We start from the raw sequence: 15,483 nt of genomic DNA on the forward strand, positions 1-15,483 counted from the left end.
TAGGGGGCCCGCCGGAAAGAGCGAAGAGCCATTCTCCTAAAGCGGGTGTCGCAGGTTCGAATCCTGCCGGGGGCACAGAGAAACACCAGGTCAGAGGTCCTTCCGTCCAGCGGACGGGAGGGCCTCTGCGCTTGTAGCCGCCCTGAGGATGTCACCGCGGCCGTCTCGTTCCTCGCCACCGACGACGCCGACTTCATCACCGGCCAGACCCTGCGCGTCGACGGAGGCTGGATCCTTGGCTGACATCTGGCTCATGCGCCACGGCGCCTACGAAGGCCACCGACCCGGCCACCACGCCCCGTACGAAGCCGTCCTCACCCTCGAAGGCCGCGACCAGGTACACCGCTCCCTGCCCCTCCCCGAGGGCATCACCGTCCTCGTCACCAGCCCGATCCCCCGCGCCCGCCAGACCGCTACCCTCATCTCGCACCTCACGGGCCTGCCCATCGTCGCCACGACCGGCTTCCTCGCGGAATGGCGAGCCCCCAGCATCGTCCTCGGCCGCACCGCCGACACCTACCCGCCGGCCTACCGCGCCTGGCGAATTCGCCGACTCGTCAACCCCACCCTCCGCTGCGAAGACGGCGAAAGCCTCACAGACCTCCACACCCGCGCCCGCCACTGCGCCACCTTCCTCCACCACACCGCCCAATGCCACGGCCCCCTCCTGGCCATCTCCCACACCCCCGCCTCGGCGTCCTCACTCGCCTTCCAAGAGGGCCCGGCGCCTTCGTCACTGCGGCGAGAAGCCCCTGGCAGTTCGCCGAGCTTCGTCCGTTCACACTCCGGCGGCCATCCCACTCAGCAACAACAACCAGACTGCGGCACTGACCGCATGCACCGTGCAGTGCGCGGTCTCAGCGACATCGCTTCTGCACAAGGGTCATTGCTGCCCACCAATGCCGAACGGAACAGGGAGGATCTCAAGCATCCTCAGAGCGCGTCGCCGGTAGACCAGTGCCACGGAGCACAGTGCCACCGCCGCGAGGGCTGGCCCCATTGCCCCATCCGGCAATCCGGTCATTGACAGGAGAGCAGCGCCCACAGCAGTGAGTCCCGCGACAGCCACGAGCCGCAGTACTTCACGGTCACGGGCCGGGGTGACATCGGCAAGCTCGGCCTCATCAAGCAGCGCTCCGACGCGCCCCTCGCTGTAGCGCTCAGCCACAGTGAGCAGCAGGCCGCCAAGTTCGCACAATGCTTAAGCAGAATCTACGTCGAGACTCTCCTCCGCCACGCGAAGACGCGCGACGACCTGCCCTGCATGCCGATGTAACGCCATACGGCGGTGCCATCGACGGCCGGGCGTAACACCTCTGGTCCGGCGGGCTGCCCATATGGCAGCCTCGGCGTCGCGCAACGCCGCGCCTACGTTGGGCTCCACGGCCCCCGTTCCCTGCCCCATGGGCCTCACCACAGGCCACGACCGCCTCTGCAGCAACGACGGTGAGGTTGTAGCGGTACGCAAGAGCACCCGTAGCCACGTCAGCCAGCGGTCCTGGTTATCGGCCGCGAAATGCGAGGAAGCCCGCTACGAGAGGGCCGAAGTGCATCATCACCACATAAGCCAGGCCGAAGGGTACCGACGCGATGAGCCATAGCACGACGGGGCCAACAACATAGCCGGGGCTCCCTTAGGTCGTGGCCTACATCGTCAGTTGGTCGTTGGGTTGGCTATGGGGAGTGGCGGTGGAGGTGGATCGTGCCGGATGGGCTGTGGGAGATTGCCAGGCCCTTGTTGCCGTCGGCGAGGGTTCGCCCGCAGGGCGGCGGAGTCGCGAACATCGACGATGAGGCGGTGTTCGCCGCGGTCATCTATGTACTGGTGAGCGGCTGCGCCTGGCGGGCCTTGCCGCCCTGCTTCGGGGCCTCGAAGTCGACTGTGCACCGCCGGTTCCTTATCTGGTCCCGGGCTGGTGTGTGGGGACGACTGCACCAGAAGGTGCTCCAGCTCCTGGACGGCCAGAACCTGGTCGATCTGTCGCGCGCGGTTCTCGACTCCGCCCATGTCCGCGCTAAAAAGGGGGCGAACACACAGGTCCGAGCCCCGTGGACCGAGGCAAGCCGGGTTCCACGATGCACGTCCTGTCCGACGCGAACGGACTGCCCCTACGCGTCGGACTCTCCGCGGCGAACACTCACGACAGCCTCGCCCTGAAGCCGATGCTGTCCCACTTCCCCATGGGACACGAATCCCACGCGACCGATTCCAAGCCCGTGCGACTTCACGCGGACAAGGCATACGACGTACCTCACCTGCGGCGATGGCTCTGGGGTAAGCACATCGGTGTCCGCATCGCCCGCAAAGGCATCGACTCCAGCGAACGACTCGGCCGCCGGCGGTGGGTCGTCGAACGCACCATGTCGTGGCTGACCGGATATCGGCGCCTCAACCACCGCTACGAACGGAAACCACCGGCCAAGCCCGGCTCTGGGAGCCTCGCAGCCTACGGCTCCGGCTTCACCGCGGCCAGTCAGCTCGTCACCACCGGCCGGCGGTCCGCCACTGGCCTTGTCCCCACGACATCACGCCCACCCTCGACCGGCTCGCTCGGCTGCCGAGCCCAGGCTGATCAGCACATCTCCCTGCCCCGTCAACAGCAGTACTTGACCCGCAGCAGTGGACTCGGCGCTACCGTGCGACAACCGGGCCGCCGTCAGCCGCAGACCGTCACGAAGGACCGAGGTTAGGAGGCTTCGCGCCTCTTCCTGTCGCGCCGACGAAGTTCGTCTCGCACGAAGTCGGAGACCGGCACGGAACCGTCGATCACGCCGGCGTACCGCTGCCCGACCTCCTTTTGGTAGCGACGTTCGCACAGCTTGCGTAGCAACTGCCAGGGCTTGGGGTTGTAAGCGAGATCATGTCGTTCGGCATACAGGAAGTGCACCTGGGCCTCAGTGCGATCTGCGAATACATTGATGTAGTCGTCCGGGCGGTCCTCGAAGCGGGGCACTGCATCCATCACCTTCTGAGCTGCTTCTCGTACCGGAGTCGGTGCGCACAAGTGGATTCCCATGAAGGCAGCGTGGAGCTCGATTTGGGCCTGTATCTCCGCGTACGGGCGCCCTCAGCGCACCAGCGGCGGTACAGGCTCATAGAGGCTGCCGCAATGGAGGCGCACGTGTGGCTTCTCTCCGGCGCGTGAAGTACTCGAACATGGTGAACGTGCACCGTTGTGCGGCTTCTATGAAGCGGTGGTATGCCTGAGTGCGGTCTTCGGAATTGCCGATGCGGGCTATGCCTACAGAGCGATTGCGTCCGAGGCGAGCGCTGGTGACGCTGCCGGAGGCTCGGACCGAAGCGGGGGTGATGGGACCCATGGGGGTTTTCTACACGCTTCGATGATCACCGCGTTTGGAATCCCGGACATTAAAGACTTCCGCCGGAGACACAGTCTCGCCTCGATGTTGTTGGTCCGGCTCGGTGGGCGAACGGAGCGGCGTGTACAGCCATGCGGTCCCACCTGCCCACTCCTTCCAACCGTTGGCGTGAATGCCCCGGAACGTCTCAGGGTGGGTAACTAGGTTTCCCAGCAGCCGGGCGCGGTCCGAAAAGATGACAGCGAGATCGCAGGCAGCATCGCCACGCAGTTGGTCCCGGAGAATGGGAGCATCGGCGAACCTGAAGACCTCGTTTACGTTCGATCCGAATACTCCGTCGAACGTTTCTCGGGCCTCAGTGACGTGGAGCGCCCCACGCACACGCAGCAACCCGGACGATTCCATGTCGTGGTTGTCGTGGTTGAGGAGCACCGATGTGTAGGGCAGCAACCGGGAGAAAGCGTCCGAAACCAGCTTTATGCCTGGCTCCCAGAACAACCACGAGTCTCCATGGTCGGCTGACTTGATCTCTCGATCGACCCCCGCACGGTGCTGCGCGCCAGACCATACTGCGTCGAATCGTCGGCGGAGATGAACTTGATGGTGATTGTCACGCGCTGCAAGCTGGTCGATGCCAAGGACCATCACCGTGTAGAGCGCAGAGGGCTCTTCCGTCGCCTTGGACCGTTGTGAGGGCGACTGAGCGAGGGCCAGCTCCGTCTGCCTACGCCGCTCAAGCCACGCCGCAACATCGCAGCCCCATGCCTTCACCACGCGTTCGAGGCTCTCCCGACTCGGGAGGTTCTCGCCATTCAGGTATGAGTAGTACGTCGACCGGCCGATCTCAGCTCGCTCACACGTCTCCTTCTCGGAGCCCGCCGCCCCTGCGCGTTCCCGTAGAAGCCGGAGCTCGATGGCAAAGGCGTGAAGCGGCTGGTTCGGATCGAGTGGCTTCGGTCGCCGCCCCACGGTTGTCCCCCCAAAAAATCCCGAGTAGTCCAGAGATGTCCGAGCTAGTCCAAAATCGTAGACCAGCGAAGGCACTCTGAATGACGCTGTGGTCGTATCCAAGTCCCAGTGCATTCAGGGAGTTCGTCGTGAGGTTCTCGTTCAGTGTGAGGGTCCTGGTCGTTGTCGTGATGCTTCTCGCGGCTGTCATTGTTGGTTTGGTGGCCGGGCTGTTGGCCCACCTCGACGGCGCCAGAGTGCCCGCCTGCATCATGCGCGGTGGTGCCTCTGCGGGGACGATGATGACCGTACTCGTGGTGGTCATGGTGGCGTTGGGTGTTCTCGCATGAGCCGGTCCTCACGGGCTGAACTCGCCAACGACGCTGATACCAGGGAAGCGCCCCGATAGAGGATGGAGCACTCTGCTTCAGCTAACGGCGGCAGACTCCTGGTAGCCATCCACGTGCTCAAGGCCGTTCAGATGACCGGAAGCTTAGGCGCGGTCGTTGCCGGCCTGGCCGGTAACGTGAGCTGTACCTTCGTGCGCTCGCAGGAGGCTGCGGCAGGACACCTTCGCTTCTTCTTCGACCAGCCTCTGGAATTCTCGGCACCTGGCGGCAGAACGTCCCACTCCCCAAGTCCTCGTCGCGCCACAGCCCGTCCAGCCGGTCTCTCACCCACATTGCCGTCGTACCGCCCAAGTTGCTCGCCCATGCGATCTGCGGGATCAGAGACGGGACTTGCTCACCGGAACGGGGGCGGAGCGACAACGGACATCTCGACAACTGCATCGGTCTTCGAAACAGCCCCGAGCATGCCCGCTGATCACGCTGGCGTACCGGGAAACTCCAAGATCCCCGACAGGAGTCAAGCTGAGCTTGTTCTTTATCTACCAGGATCTTCCAGGCTTGCCGATGGCCTTGAGGGTCTCGGGGCGTTTGACGGTCTTGCCAACGTCGTAGCGCGGTGCCCTGCGTTTGTTCTTGGCGCCGGGTGGACGTCCGGGGCCGGTGCCTGTGGGTTTGGGAACACGGGTCGGGCAGGCGAGGTGAGCGCGGATGTTCCTGAACCCCCGGCGGACCCGGGCCGGGGTGAGCCGGTCGGAGGCGGTGGGTTTCTCCCACGGCCGACGGAGGTCTTCGACGAGCGGCCGGGCAAGTCGGAGCTGGGTGTGAGCGACGATCAGAATCCAGGTCCAGCGGTCCGCGGCCTCGGGCGTACGGAGTTTCGGGGTGGTCCAGCCCAGGGTCTGTTTCGCGAAGCGGAAGGTGTGCTCCAGATCGAAGCGGCGTAGAAATGCCTGCCAGCAACGGTCCACATCACTGGGGGCGGCGCCGATCTGCGAGGACCACAGCCACACTGGCGGAGCATCCTGTTCCTTCGGCAGATGCTCGACCTTCAACCGGATCAACGTGCCTTCTACCAAGGGACGTTCGCCCTCGTGGTCGAGCTAGGGGGAGCGGTGGGTGAGCCGGGGGTGGACCCGGTCCCATGCCTGGGTTTCGGCCTTGCCGTAATTGCTGGTGTCGGTGGCCGTGGCGATCGCGGGCTCGGGCCAGGTCTCCGGCTTGGCGAAGCGGAATTCCGGGCCGTGCTTGGGCGGTCGGCCGTTGACGCCGTGCATCCGCGGTGGCTTCGACAGGCGCATGACGCGGTCGGAGCGGACGCGGCCGACCATCTCAACGGGGAGGTCGCGCAGGACCCAAGCCAGGCGGGTGACGTCGTAGCCGGCATCGCTGACGATCCCGATGTCCGGGTCCCCAGCCTGCCACTGGCCCGCGGTGATGAGACGCTCGACGACTCCTCGGAGCTGGCCGGCGGTGATCGCGGTCGCGTCGTCCGCCGGGCCCAGCCGGACCGCGTCCAGGATCGCGGTCCATGACGTGGCGCCCGGCTCCAGCACGGCCACGAAGGAGTAGGGCCACCCCGGAATGAACTGCGACGCCGTCTTCGCACGGCCGTAGACGTGGCAGAACAGCCGCTCCGCCGAGCATGGCGCGTCTGAACGAAGCCACGGCGACACATCGACCGCCAGGACCAGGCGCCCGCCGTCGAAACGCGGCAGCGACAGCCCGGCCAGCACCGTCCGCAGCCGGTCGACGTCGATCCGGCCGCAGTTCAGGCCGCCGTACATCGCTCCGTGCCCACGACGATGCTCGGGCAACAGCGTCAAATCCACCGGGGTCTTCACCGCGCCGTCCGCACACAGCACCGAGTCCACCAGCTCGAACAACTCGCCCCGGAAGCGTGACGCCTCCGCGAACGCTTCCCTCCGGACAGCATCAGGCAGCAGATTCACCCTCACGGACTTCGTCTTGGTCAAGTGCACCTTGGTCGGAGCACAGGATCAGACGAAGGCCGCCCCCACGTCCGGCGAATCCCCAGGTGAGCGACTCAGTTCGAAACGCCATTCGAGGCCGCTAGATAAAGAACAAGCTAAGGGTTGTCCCGGAACTGCTGGTCACGGGTGAGATGATCTTGGTGTGGCTGGTGTGATCACGGCGTCGGAGCCGTCTTGGACAGCCCCGTTCACCGGGTTGAGCCCGCGTTCCTTCGGGAAGCTGGTGACGGTGCTGCGGCGGGAGGGTGCGGGCGCGGTCCGCAAGGGCCGGCCGTGGAGCCTTCCGCTGGAGGACCGGGCGCTGTTGGTCGCGGCGTACTGGCGCACGAACCTGACCATGCGCCAGCTCGCCCCGCTGTTCGGGGTGTCCAAGTCGGCGGCGGACCGGATCATCGACCACCTGGGGCCGATGCTCGCCCTCCAGCCCCGCAAGCGGTTCGCCAAGGACACCGTGCTCATCGTGGACGGCACCTTGGTCCCCACCCGCGACCACACCGTCGCCGAGCGGTCGAAGAACTACCGGTACTCCACCAACCATCAGGTCGTCATCGACGCCGACACCCGCCTGGTCGTCGTGGCCGGCCGGCCGCTCGCCGGCAACCGCAACGACTGCAAGGCGTGGGAGGAGTCCGGCGCCAAGGCCGCCGTCGGCAAGACCCTCACGATCGCCGACGGCGGCTACCCGGGCACCGGACTCGTCATCCCGCACCGCCGCGAGCGCGGCCAGAGCGAACTCCCGGACTGGAAAGAGGAACACAACACGTCCCACAAGCAGGTCCGCGCCCGCGTCGCGCATGCCTTCGCCCGGATGAAGACCTGGAAGATCCTCTGCGACTGCCGACTCAAAGGCGACGGCATCCACCACGCCATGCTCGGCATCGCACGGATGCACAATCTCGCCCTTGCCGGATAGACCAGCGGGCCGTACGACGTCCCGCCGCACCCGAGGCAGCTCGAAGAGCATTTACGGGACAACCCTTAGTAGCAATGTCGTGACTCTGGTCGGCCTCGGACTTCATCCGGGGCCGTTTACGTGAGCGGTGTGTGAGCGGACGGGACGCCAAGCCCCGATATTCCTCCGGGTTGCTCGGCACCGTCCGACACGGACTCCGAGCCGAGTTTCTCCGCTTTGTCGCGTTCGGGCACCGCTCCGGTGCGTGCGGTACGATCCGGGCGGCAGCCTCCGCGATGGCCAGGTCTCCCCGCAGATCCCCGGCACACCCAAGACCAGCACGCACGAGGCAACTCGATCGCGGCCCCGTCGGCACGCCTCACGCAAACGGGCACCAGCCCCGCGAACGGCACTCTGCGACGCCCCTGAACCACGGAAGCGAGGCCGCCGCATGAGAATCGAAGGCCTCCACTGTCCTCACCACGTCATGCCAACGTGTATGTCAGCCCCTGACAAGCAGTGCCCTGGCCGCGTAGTACGCATGCAGCACCCGGACTCCGCCGAGAGCATCCCGCCAAGGACGGCACACCCTTCTGCGGTTCGACAAGTCGCGCGGAGGCATCACCGTGCTCTCCATTCGACTGCGCCCGTGGGGGCGTGAACGACGGGATGGGCGAGGAGAGCACAGAGCCCTTTCGGCCGAAGGTACCGAACTGGGCGTCGGCGCGTGCACCGCTGTGGCGCCGAGGAGTCGGCAGCGTAGAAGTTGATCGCGAGCACCGGAAGGTCGCGGGACGAGACTCATTCAGCATGCATAGCCCCCCCCGCGCCCCCTCCGTTTGGCATGGACGTCACGGACCAAGCGCGGTGCTTGAACTGATCACCTTTGAACAAAAGGGGCGAAGTTGATGACCTTGACGCTTTCGGGCTCCGCCTGACCGAACGCGCCTGGTACGGAGCGGGACGACGGATAGGTCCTACCTCAGGGTTCATGCAGGGTAGAAGAGATTACCCAATGCAAACATACAGACGCGACAGCCGATGCCACAAAGAAAGAAATTTGCCACATTCAGGCAAATCCTGTCATATTTCGATCAGCCAACCTCGGGGCCGGCCCACATCTGCAATGCTGCACGAAAGGAAACAGCGGGCTTAGGTCAGCTGCACTCTTTGTGGAATCGGGAGAATTCTGCCCATGCGCACCGAGACGATGACGGTCACGCCTGACATCTGCACCAACTGGATGAAGAACAGGATCTGCAACCGCGTACCATTGCGTGGTTATAACGTCGAGAAGTTCCGGGAAATCCTGCAGGCGAAACAATTCCGAACAACCCACCAAGGCTTCGCGCTAGACTTGCACGGTTGCCTTATCGATGGACAGCATCGAGCACAGGCCATCATCGACACGGGAATCTCCGTGACCGCACAGGTCACATACGACCTGGACCCGGATATCTTCGCCGCCATCGATGGGGGCCGTGTGCGGACCGCGGGCGACCACGTGGCCCAGGCATCCGGAATGGCGCAGAACAGTGCCAACTATTACGGCGCAGCGTTGAAGATCCTGCGCAACCGAGCTGAGGGCCTGCACTGGACCCGTTGGTCTACGGGAAAAATCACTGCTGACGAGATTCCCGACCTCATGGCGTCCTGGCCCATCCCGGAATCCCGGATCAACTACATGCTTGCGAAGGGGCGACAGTGCCACGCCAGCGGCACAGGACTGCTCATCAGCCACCAGATCATCCTGGAGAAGTGGACCGAGCACGTCGCTGAGTTCTTCTTCAGGGGCATCGGTGACGCAAGTCGCGAGTACGTTGGCAAGGACCCCAGGGCCGTTTACACGAACACCATGCTGAACGTGAACAAGGGCGCCATCAGCAGGGACAGCGTCCAACAGTCAGGGCAAGCAATCAAGGCCTTCAACGCACTCGTCGCAGGTGAGACCATCGGCACCCTGAAGAAGATGAAGATGGGCGGCGTCAAGGTCGTACGTAACCGTAAGACGGGCGAGGAGATGGAGCAGCACTACCTCGCAGATCGCTTCCCCAGTGTCATCGACATGCAGACCATCAGCCAGAGCTGGCTGCACATCGCGGACCAGTAACAGCCCTGTCGGATTGGTCGATCCTGGGTGTTGAGTTCGGCATGGCGGCATGGCGAATCTAATACTCCAGCAGCATCTCGCCAGCTGACCTATGAGTTTCGATGGCCACTGAAAGCAGTAGGGCAGAACAAGCAACTTCGGCACAAGCTGATGGCATTCGTGGGCGCACGCGTCCGCGTTGGTACTGCGACGGGAAAAGTAGGCGGACAATGGCCACATAACCAGAGGAACATTTGGAATGTCCTAGTGCCGTGGGTCCGCATGATCGCCTGCTTGAGTGGCCGACTTGCTCGCGTGGCATTGGCTCAGGATGCGAGTCGCGTGCGTGCGTGGACTGCCCGACACTGGGCACCAAGCACGGGATCGGGTGCGCAACCGCTCAGCAGCTTCCCCAGGAAAAACAGCACCGCGCAGCAGCGTCGCGCAGCCCCCGGCAAGGATTCGATCCCACTCCTAAAGTGGGTGTCGCAGGTTCGAATCCTGCCGGGGGCACAGACCGAAGGGCCAGTTCGGAGGGTTGATCCTCTCGAACTGGCCCTTGCTCGTGATGCACGACCGTGCCGCAGAGTCCACTACGGGTCCACATTCCGGATTCCAAGAACTCCTGACGAAAAGCTCTGCGCGCTGATGGGGTCACTCCGGGACTGAATATCCGGAGCGCGGGGAGGCACGGCCGTGCCGTGGGATGTCTGGGATGTCGACGATGACGAGTTGTGGGCGGGCAGTGATCGAGCCGCCGGCGCCCAGAGTCAAGCGTCGGGGCCGGCGTCCGGGCGCAGGTAGCACGTTTAGCGGCTGCAACCGGAGTCCATGAACGTTCCCCGTGGGCCGACGGTGCCGCCGTGCGCGACGCGGTACGGCACAACGCGGCACGACGCGGTACGGCACACCGCGAGCGCTCCCCCGCTTCGCGCGGAGGTGGTCCGTCCACAGGGCGCGATAAAAGGCAGCGGTCGACAAAAGACAAAGGCAAGGAGTTTTCCCACTCCTTGCCGCTCTCAACATATAGCGGATGGGGTCCCTTGTGGCAAGGCCCCGGTTGCGGCGCAGAATCTCCGGCCGAGGACAGAATCTGCGGAAACGAGAGTCGCGAAATGCGTGTGTTGTTGTCGACGTACGGGTCGCGCGGGGACGTCGAACCATTGGTGGGGCTCGCGGTGCGGTTACGGGTGCTCGGTGCGGAGGTGCGGGTGTGGGCGCCGCCAGATGAAGGCTTCGCGCAGCGGCTGGCCGGTGTGGGGGTGGCGCTGGTGCCGGTCGGCCGGTCGGCGCGCGCTGACGGCAGCGGCGCCGGAGCCGTCGGCGCTGCCCCGGCGCGCGGCCGAGTTGATCGCCAACCAGTTCGATGCGGTCAGCGCGGCGGCCGAGGGGTGTGATGCGTTGGTGGCAACCGGCGTGATGCCGGCCGCGGCCGGCGCGCTTTCGGTGGCCGAGAAGCTGGGCATCCGCTCCGTGTCCGTGACCTTCCAGCAGCTAACCCTGCCGCCGCCGCTGGCGTACCCGGGCCGGCCGTTCCCGCCGGAGGTGACCGACAACCGGTTGCTGTGGGACCTGGACGCGCAGAGCATCAACGCGCTGTTCGGTGCAGCGCTCAACACCAGCCGGGCGTCGGTCGCTCTGCCTCCGGTGGACAGCGTCCGCGACTACGTCATCGGCGACCGGCCGTGGCTGGCGACGGACCCGGTCCTGGACCCGTGGCAGGAGATGCCGGGCCTCGACATCGTCCAGACCGGCGCGTGGTTCGTGCCCGATGTCCGCCCGCTCCCGGCCGAGTTGGTGGCGTTCCTGGATGCCGGTACACCGCCGGTGTACGTGGGCTTCGGCAGCATGCCCATGCGCACCTCGACGGACACCGGCCGGATGGCCATCGAGGCGATCCGCGCGCAGGGCCGCCGCGCGCTCCTCGCCGGTGGCTGGGCCGATCTGGCCCTGATCGACGACCAGGACGACTGCTTCGCCGTCGGCGAGGTCAACCAGCAGGCACTGTTCGGCCGGGTCGCCATCGTCGTGCACCACGGCGGCGCGGGCACCACGACGGCGGCCACCCGGGCCGGCGCGCCTCAGGTGGTGGTACCGCAGGCGACGGACCAGCCGTACGGGGCCGGCCGCGTCGCCGGTCTGAGTATCGGCGCGGCACACGACGGTCCGACCCCGACCACCGAGTCCCTGTCGGCCGCACTCAGGACGGCCTTGGCCCCGGGGACCCGCGCACGGACGAAGGCCGTGGCCGGCACGGTCCGTACCGACGGGGCGGCGGTGGCCGCGAAGCTGCTGCTCGACGCCGTCAGCCGGGGAAAGCCGCCCATGTCCGCGTGAACCACGCGGAATCTCCGGGCCAGAACCCAGAACCCAGAACGCGAGAACGCAGGGCGCGAGAACCCAGGACACGAGAACCCGCAGACCCGCGAACCCCGAATCCGCGAATCCGCGAACCCGGCGACCTGAACCGACAACAGCCATCGGGTCCGCGTCGGGCGGAGCGTTGTTCGCCAGGGCCACCGGGCTCGTCGCGCCGGCCCGCACGCCTTGCCGCGCACCCGACGGTCGGCCGCCCGCACGCCTTGCCGCGCACCCGACGGTCGGCCGCGAGCCACCCCAGATCGGAGCGTATGCCGTGAACCCCCTGACCACCAGCGCGTTTGACCTTCCCGACCACCTCTTCCCCAAGGCCGACCCGACGCTGATCGACGGCGACGAGCGGCACTTCGCGGCCATCGCGGAGAGCCTTGAGCAGACGATCGCCGAACTGTCCGGCCGCCTCGATGCCGAGCGCAGGGCGCCCGGCGGCGTGGGCCGGCAGGCGATGGACCGGGACGCGGAGATCCACCGGCTGACCGCCCGCCTGCGCGCGCTGCGTCGCTTCGGTCTGGACCTGTGCCTCGGACGCATGGTCGGCTCGGACGGCCCCGAGCCCGTGTACGTAGGACGGCTGGGCCTCACCGACAGCGCGGGGCGTCGGCTGCTGCTCGACTGGCGCTCCCCTGCGGCTGAGCCGTTCTTCGGAGCCACCCTCGCCAGCCCGATGGGGCTGGCGAGCCGCCGCCGGTATCGCTGGGCCCGCGGCCGGATCAGCGACTACTGGGACGAGGTGTTCACCTCCGACGGGCTTGAGGGGCACGTCGCGCTCGACGACCAGTCCGCCTTCATCGCCGGCCTGGGCGGCAACCGGTCGTCCCGCATGCGGGACGTACTCGCCACCATCCAGGCCGACCAGGACGCCAATTCATCCGGGCGGGCTCCCGCGGCGCTCTCGTCGTCGACGGCGGTCCGGGTACGGGCAAGACCGTCGTCGCGCTGCACCGCGCCGCCCACCTCCTCTACTCCGACCCTCGCCTCGGTCACCGCCGGGGCGGCGTGCTGTTCGTCGGTCCGCACCAGCCGTACCTGGCCTACGTCGCCGATGTCCTCCCGAGCCTCGGTGAGGAGGGTGTGCAGACCTGCACGCTGCGGGATCTCGTCGCCGAGGGAGCCGGAGCGGCGATCGAGCCCGACCCGTACGTGGCTCTGCTGAAGTCGTCCGCGGCTCTGGTGCGGGCGATCGAGCCGGCCGTCGGTATCTACGAGGAGCCGCCCACCGAGGGGGTGACGGTGTCGAGCCACTGGTCCTACATCTGGCTGAGCGCCGACGACTGGACGGCGGCGTTCGAAGCGGTGGAACCCGGTACTCCGCACAACGAGGCGCGCGACCGGATACGGGAGAAGCTGCTCACGATCCTGATGGACAAGGACGACAGCGACGCTGCTCCGGAGGTCGCTGCTGCGGGACAGGGAGCTGATCAGGACCCTCAACCGCGCCTGGCCGATGCTCGAAGCGACCGACCTCGTCGGCGATCTGTGGTCGGTGCCCGCCTGTCTGCGCAAGTGTGCGCCCTGGCTCGGCCCTGATGACGTTCGCCGGCTCCAGCGCGCGGACGCCCATGCCTGGACGGTGTCCGACCTGCCACTCCTGGACGCGGCACGGCAGCGGCTCGGCGACCCGGAGGCGTCATTCCGCAAGCGCCGGAACGACGCTTCCGTCGCCGCCGACCGCGCGCGCAGGGCCGTCGTCATCGACGGTCTGCTGGCGGCCGATGACGACGGTGAGGGTGCGGTGACGATGCTGCGTGGACAGGACCTTCAGGGCAGCCTGATCGACGAGAGCGCACTGCCCGGCGCCGACCCGGATCTCCTCGCCGGACCGTTCGCGCACATCGTCGTGGACGAGGCGCAGGAACTGACCGACGCGGGGTGGCAGATGCTGCTGCGCTGCCCGTTCCGGAGCTTCACCATTGCCGGGGACCGCGCCCAGGCCAGGCACGGGTTCGCGGAGTCGTGGCAGGAGCGGCTGGCGCGGGCCGGGCTCGACCGGATCGACGTCGTCTCCCTGAGCATCAACTACCGGACGCCGGAGGAGGTCATGGCGGAGGAGGTCATGGCGGAGGCCGAGCCGGTCATACGGGCCGAACTCCCGGACGCCAATGTGCCGGCCTCCATCCGCAGCAGCGGCATCCCCGTCGTCCACGGCTCCGATTCGGATCTGGACTCGGTCCTCGGCACCTGGCTCGCCGCGCGCACCGACGGGATCGCCTGCGTCATCGGCGATCCCGCGTTCCGGGCGACGTCCCGCGTACGGTCGCTGACCCCGGAGCTGTCGAAGGGGCTCGAATTCGACCTGATCGTCCTCATCGACCCGGAGGTGTTCGGCAAGGGTGTGGAGGGAGCGGTCGACCGCTATGTCGCGATGACCCGGGCGACGCGGCAACTCGTCATCCTCACGAGCTCCTGACGTCGGCCGGACGAACGCCCGCCGGCGGGCGAGGGGGTGGCGTTCCCGGACGTCGGCACACCACCGGTGTACGGGGCTTCGGCAGCATGCGCGGTACGCCGTACCAACAGCGGACCGCCAACGGCTTGCGTCGGTAACGGAGTTGGAAACGGGCCGGGGGACATGCGATGGCGACCACCCGGCATCTCGCCCTCGGACTTGCCGTCACTGGCGGCGCGTGGCGCCGGAGCACTCACGAACGTGCGCTGCCGGAGCAGCAGCCTGCTCACAGCGCCCGGTCTCACCGGTCCGCCTGTGCCGTCTCGACGATGCGGCGGAGTTCGGCGATGTGCCCGGCCAGGGCCCGTCGCCCTTCCGATGTGAGCGCGAGCCAGGTGCGCGGATGAGAGCTGCCGCGCACCTTGGTGACGGTGACGTAGCTCGCCGCTTGGAGGACCTTGACGTGTTTGCTCAGCACCGAGTCGCTCACCTTGAGCGCATCGCGGACCACGGAGAACTCCATGGCGTCCACCGCGGCGAGCGTGGTGCAGATCCGCAACCGGTTCGGTGCGTGGATCACCTCGTCGAAGGCCGCGTCGGTCATCGGCCGGCCTGGATGTCGTGCCGCGCGACCGCGTCGACGCGGTACCCCACGGCGATGGTGAACACCCCGACCACCAGCCCGGCGCCGGCGATGGCCCAACGCATCCCCGCACCCCACTCCAGGTACATCCCGGCCACGACGACGAGCACGGAGGCCAGCGCGTAGATGCCGAAGAGCCTGGTGGCGCCGGGAGTTGCCGTGTAGCGGTCGAAGGAGACGCCCGTCGCCCGCCGGACCGTCAGGCCGAGGACGGCCACCACTGCGACGAGCAGCGGAACGGCCCACGAGGCCATCCGCAGGCTCATCGAGAGGAAGAGCAGCGCGAGCGTGACCCCCATCCCCACGTGGTACCACCAGGGGCTGGCGACGTGCGCCGCCACCTGGGTGCGGGAAGCGGCGACGGCGTCGAGGGCCTCGCGTGCGGAACTGGCGTCCATACCGTGAGAGTTGTGTGTACTGTTTTCCATGTTGGAAAACAGTACAAGCCACTTTCCAACACGGCAAGTGGTGACATCGGTGCGGT

Annotated in this window: 9 protein-coding genes, 1 tRNA gene and 5 pseudogenes; 10 read left to right on the forward strand and 5 right to left on the reverse strand. The window is 66.7% G+C overall.

The window, feature by feature from the left end; all coding sequences use genetic code 11:
• Nucleotides 1-45: 45 nt before the first annotated feature.
• The 4 genes and pseudogenes from ACLJWH_RS04855 to ACLJWH_RS04870 form a co-directional block, all read left to right on the forward strand.
• A complete protein-coding gene (locus tag ACLJWH_RS04855) occupies nucleotides 46-243 on the forward strand; it encodes an SDR family oxidoreductase (protein ID WP_411140296.1) in 198 nt (65 codons plus the stop codon).
• A gap of 10 nt (nucleotides 244-253) precedes the next feature.
• The gene (locus ACLJWH_RS04860) at nucleotides 254-1,027 is read left to right on the forward strand and encodes a histidine phosphatase family protein (protein WP_411140297.1); all 774 of its coding nucleotides are present in this window, start codon (nucleotides 254-256) and stop codon (nucleotides 1,025-1,027) included.
• 672 nt (nucleotides 1,028-1,699) lie between these two features.
• Nucleotides 1,700-2,415 (forward strand): annotated as a pseudogene (locus ACLJWH_RS04865) (IS5 family transposase); the annotation flags it as partial.
• A pseudogene (locus ACLJWH_RS04870) lies at nucleotides 2,415-2,573 on the forward strand (IS1380 family transposase); the annotation flags it as partial. The pseudogenes ACLJWH_RS04865 and ACLJWH_RS04870, both read left to right, overlap by 1 nt.
• Nucleotides 2,574-2,687: 114 nt before the next feature.
• Here the strand turns inward: ACLJWH_RS04870 and ACLJWH_RS04875 are convergent.
• Both ACLJWH_RS04875 and ACLJWH_RS04880 read right to left on the reverse strand, forming a co-directional pair.
• Complete coding sequence (locus ACLJWH_RS04875) at nucleotides 2,688-2,954, reverse strand: hypothetical protein (RefSeq protein WP_411140298.1); 267 nt, start codon at nucleotides 2,952-2,954, stop codon at nucleotides 2,688-2,690.
• Nucleotides 2,955-3,330: 376 nt separating this feature from the next.
• The gene (locus ACLJWH_RS04880; RefSeq protein WP_411140299.1) at nucleotides 3,331-4,365 is read right to left on the reverse strand and encodes a helix-turn-helix domain-containing protein; all 1,035 of its coding nucleotides are present in this window, start codon (nucleotides 4,363-4,365) and stop codon (nucleotides 3,331-3,333) included.
• A gap of 5 nt (nucleotides 4,366-4,370) precedes the next feature.
• Between ACLJWH_RS04880 and ACLJWH_RS04885 the strand changes: the two genes are divergently transcribed.
• Entirely contained in the window at nucleotides 4,371-4,619 is a 249-nt protein-coding gene (locus ACLJWH_RS04885; RefSeq protein WP_411140300.1) for a hypothetical protein, read from the forward strand.
• Between the two features lie 539 nt (nucleotides 4,620-5,158).
• On the opposite strand, the pseudogene ACLJWH_RS04890 reads toward ACLJWH_RS04885, so the two are convergent.
• A pseudogene (locus ACLJWH_RS04890) lies at nucleotides 5,159-6,568 on the reverse strand (NF041680 family putative transposase).
• 184 nt (nucleotides 6,569-6,752) lie between these two features.
• Between ACLJWH_RS04890 and ACLJWH_RS04895 the strand changes: the two are divergent.
• The 5 genes and pseudogenes from ACLJWH_RS04895 to helR all read left to right on the forward strand — a co-directional run bounded on the left by ACLJWH_RS04895 (nucleotide 6,753) and on the right by helR (nucleotide 14,377).
• Nucleotides 6,753-7,523, forward strand: a complete 771-nt coding sequence (locus tag ACLJWH_RS04895; RefSeq protein WP_411140301.1) for a transposase — start codon at nucleotides 6,753-6,755, stop codon at nucleotides 7,521-7,523.
• Between the two features lie 1,174 nt (nucleotides 7,524-8,697).
• Entirely contained in the window at nucleotides 8,698-9,612 is a 915-nt protein-coding gene (locus ACLJWH_RS04900; RefSeq protein WP_411140302.1) for a hypothetical protein, read from the forward strand.
• A 426-nt stretch (nucleotides 9,613-10,038) separates the two neighbouring features.
• Nucleotides 10,039-10,104, forward strand: a tRNA-OTHER gene (locus ACLJWH_RS04905).
• Between the two features lie 602 nt (nucleotides 10,105-10,706).
• A pseudogene (locus ACLJWH_RS04910) lies at nucleotides 10,707-11,928 on the forward strand (glycosyltransferase).
• Between the two features lie 298 nt (nucleotides 11,929-12,226).
• Nucleotides 12,227-14,377, forward strand: a pseudogene (gene helR, locus ACLJWH_RS04915) (RNA polymerase recycling motor ATPase HelR).
• 280 nt (nucleotides 14,378-14,657) lie between these two features.
• Here the strand turns inward: helR and ACLJWH_RS04920 are convergent.
• Both ACLJWH_RS04920 and ACLJWH_RS04925 read right to left on the reverse strand, forming a co-directional pair.
• A complete protein-coding gene (locus ACLJWH_RS04920) occupies nucleotides 14,658-14,960 on the reverse strand; it encodes a transcriptional regulator (RefSeq protein ID WP_411140303.1) in 303 nt (100 codons plus the stop codon).
• The gene (locus ACLJWH_RS04925) at nucleotides 14,957-15,397 is read right to left on the reverse strand and encodes a hypothetical protein (protein WP_411140304.1); all 441 of its coding nucleotides are present in this window, start codon (nucleotides 15,395-15,397) and stop codon (nucleotides 14,957-14,959) included. The genes ACLJWH_RS04920 and ACLJWH_RS04925 overlap by 4 nt, the downstream gene beginning before the upstream one ends.
• Nucleotides 15,398-15,483: the final 86 nt, after the last annotated feature.

Source organism: Streptomyces sp. x-80, assembly GCF_046549095.1.
Lineage (GTDB): Bacteria > Actinomycetota > Actinomycetes > Streptomycetales > Streptomycetaceae > Streptomyces > Streptomyces celluloflavus.

Bases quoted from the DNA above. Each gene is read 5' to 3' on its own strand.
- ACLJWH_RS04860 (WP_411140297.1), top strand. From the start codon at position 254: ATGCGCCACGGCGCCTACGAAGGCCACCGACCCGGCCACCACGCCCCG.
- ACLJWH_RS04885 (WP_411140300.1), top strand. From the start codon at position 4,371: ATGACGCTGTGGTCGTATCCAAGTCCCAGTGCATTCAGGGAGTTCGTC.
- ACLJWH_RS04900 (WP_411140302.1), top strand. From the start codon at position 8,698: ATGCGCACCGAGACGATGACGGTCACGCCTGACATCTGCACCAACTGG.
- ACLJWH_RS04920 (WP_411140303.1), bottom strand. From the start codon at position 14,960: ATGACCGACGCGGCCTTCGACGAGGTGATCCACGCACCGAACCGGTTG.
- ACLJWH_RS04925 (WP_411140304.1), bottom strand. From the start codon at position 15,397: ATGGACGCCAGTTCCGCACGCGAGGCCCTCGACGCCGTCGCCGCTTCC.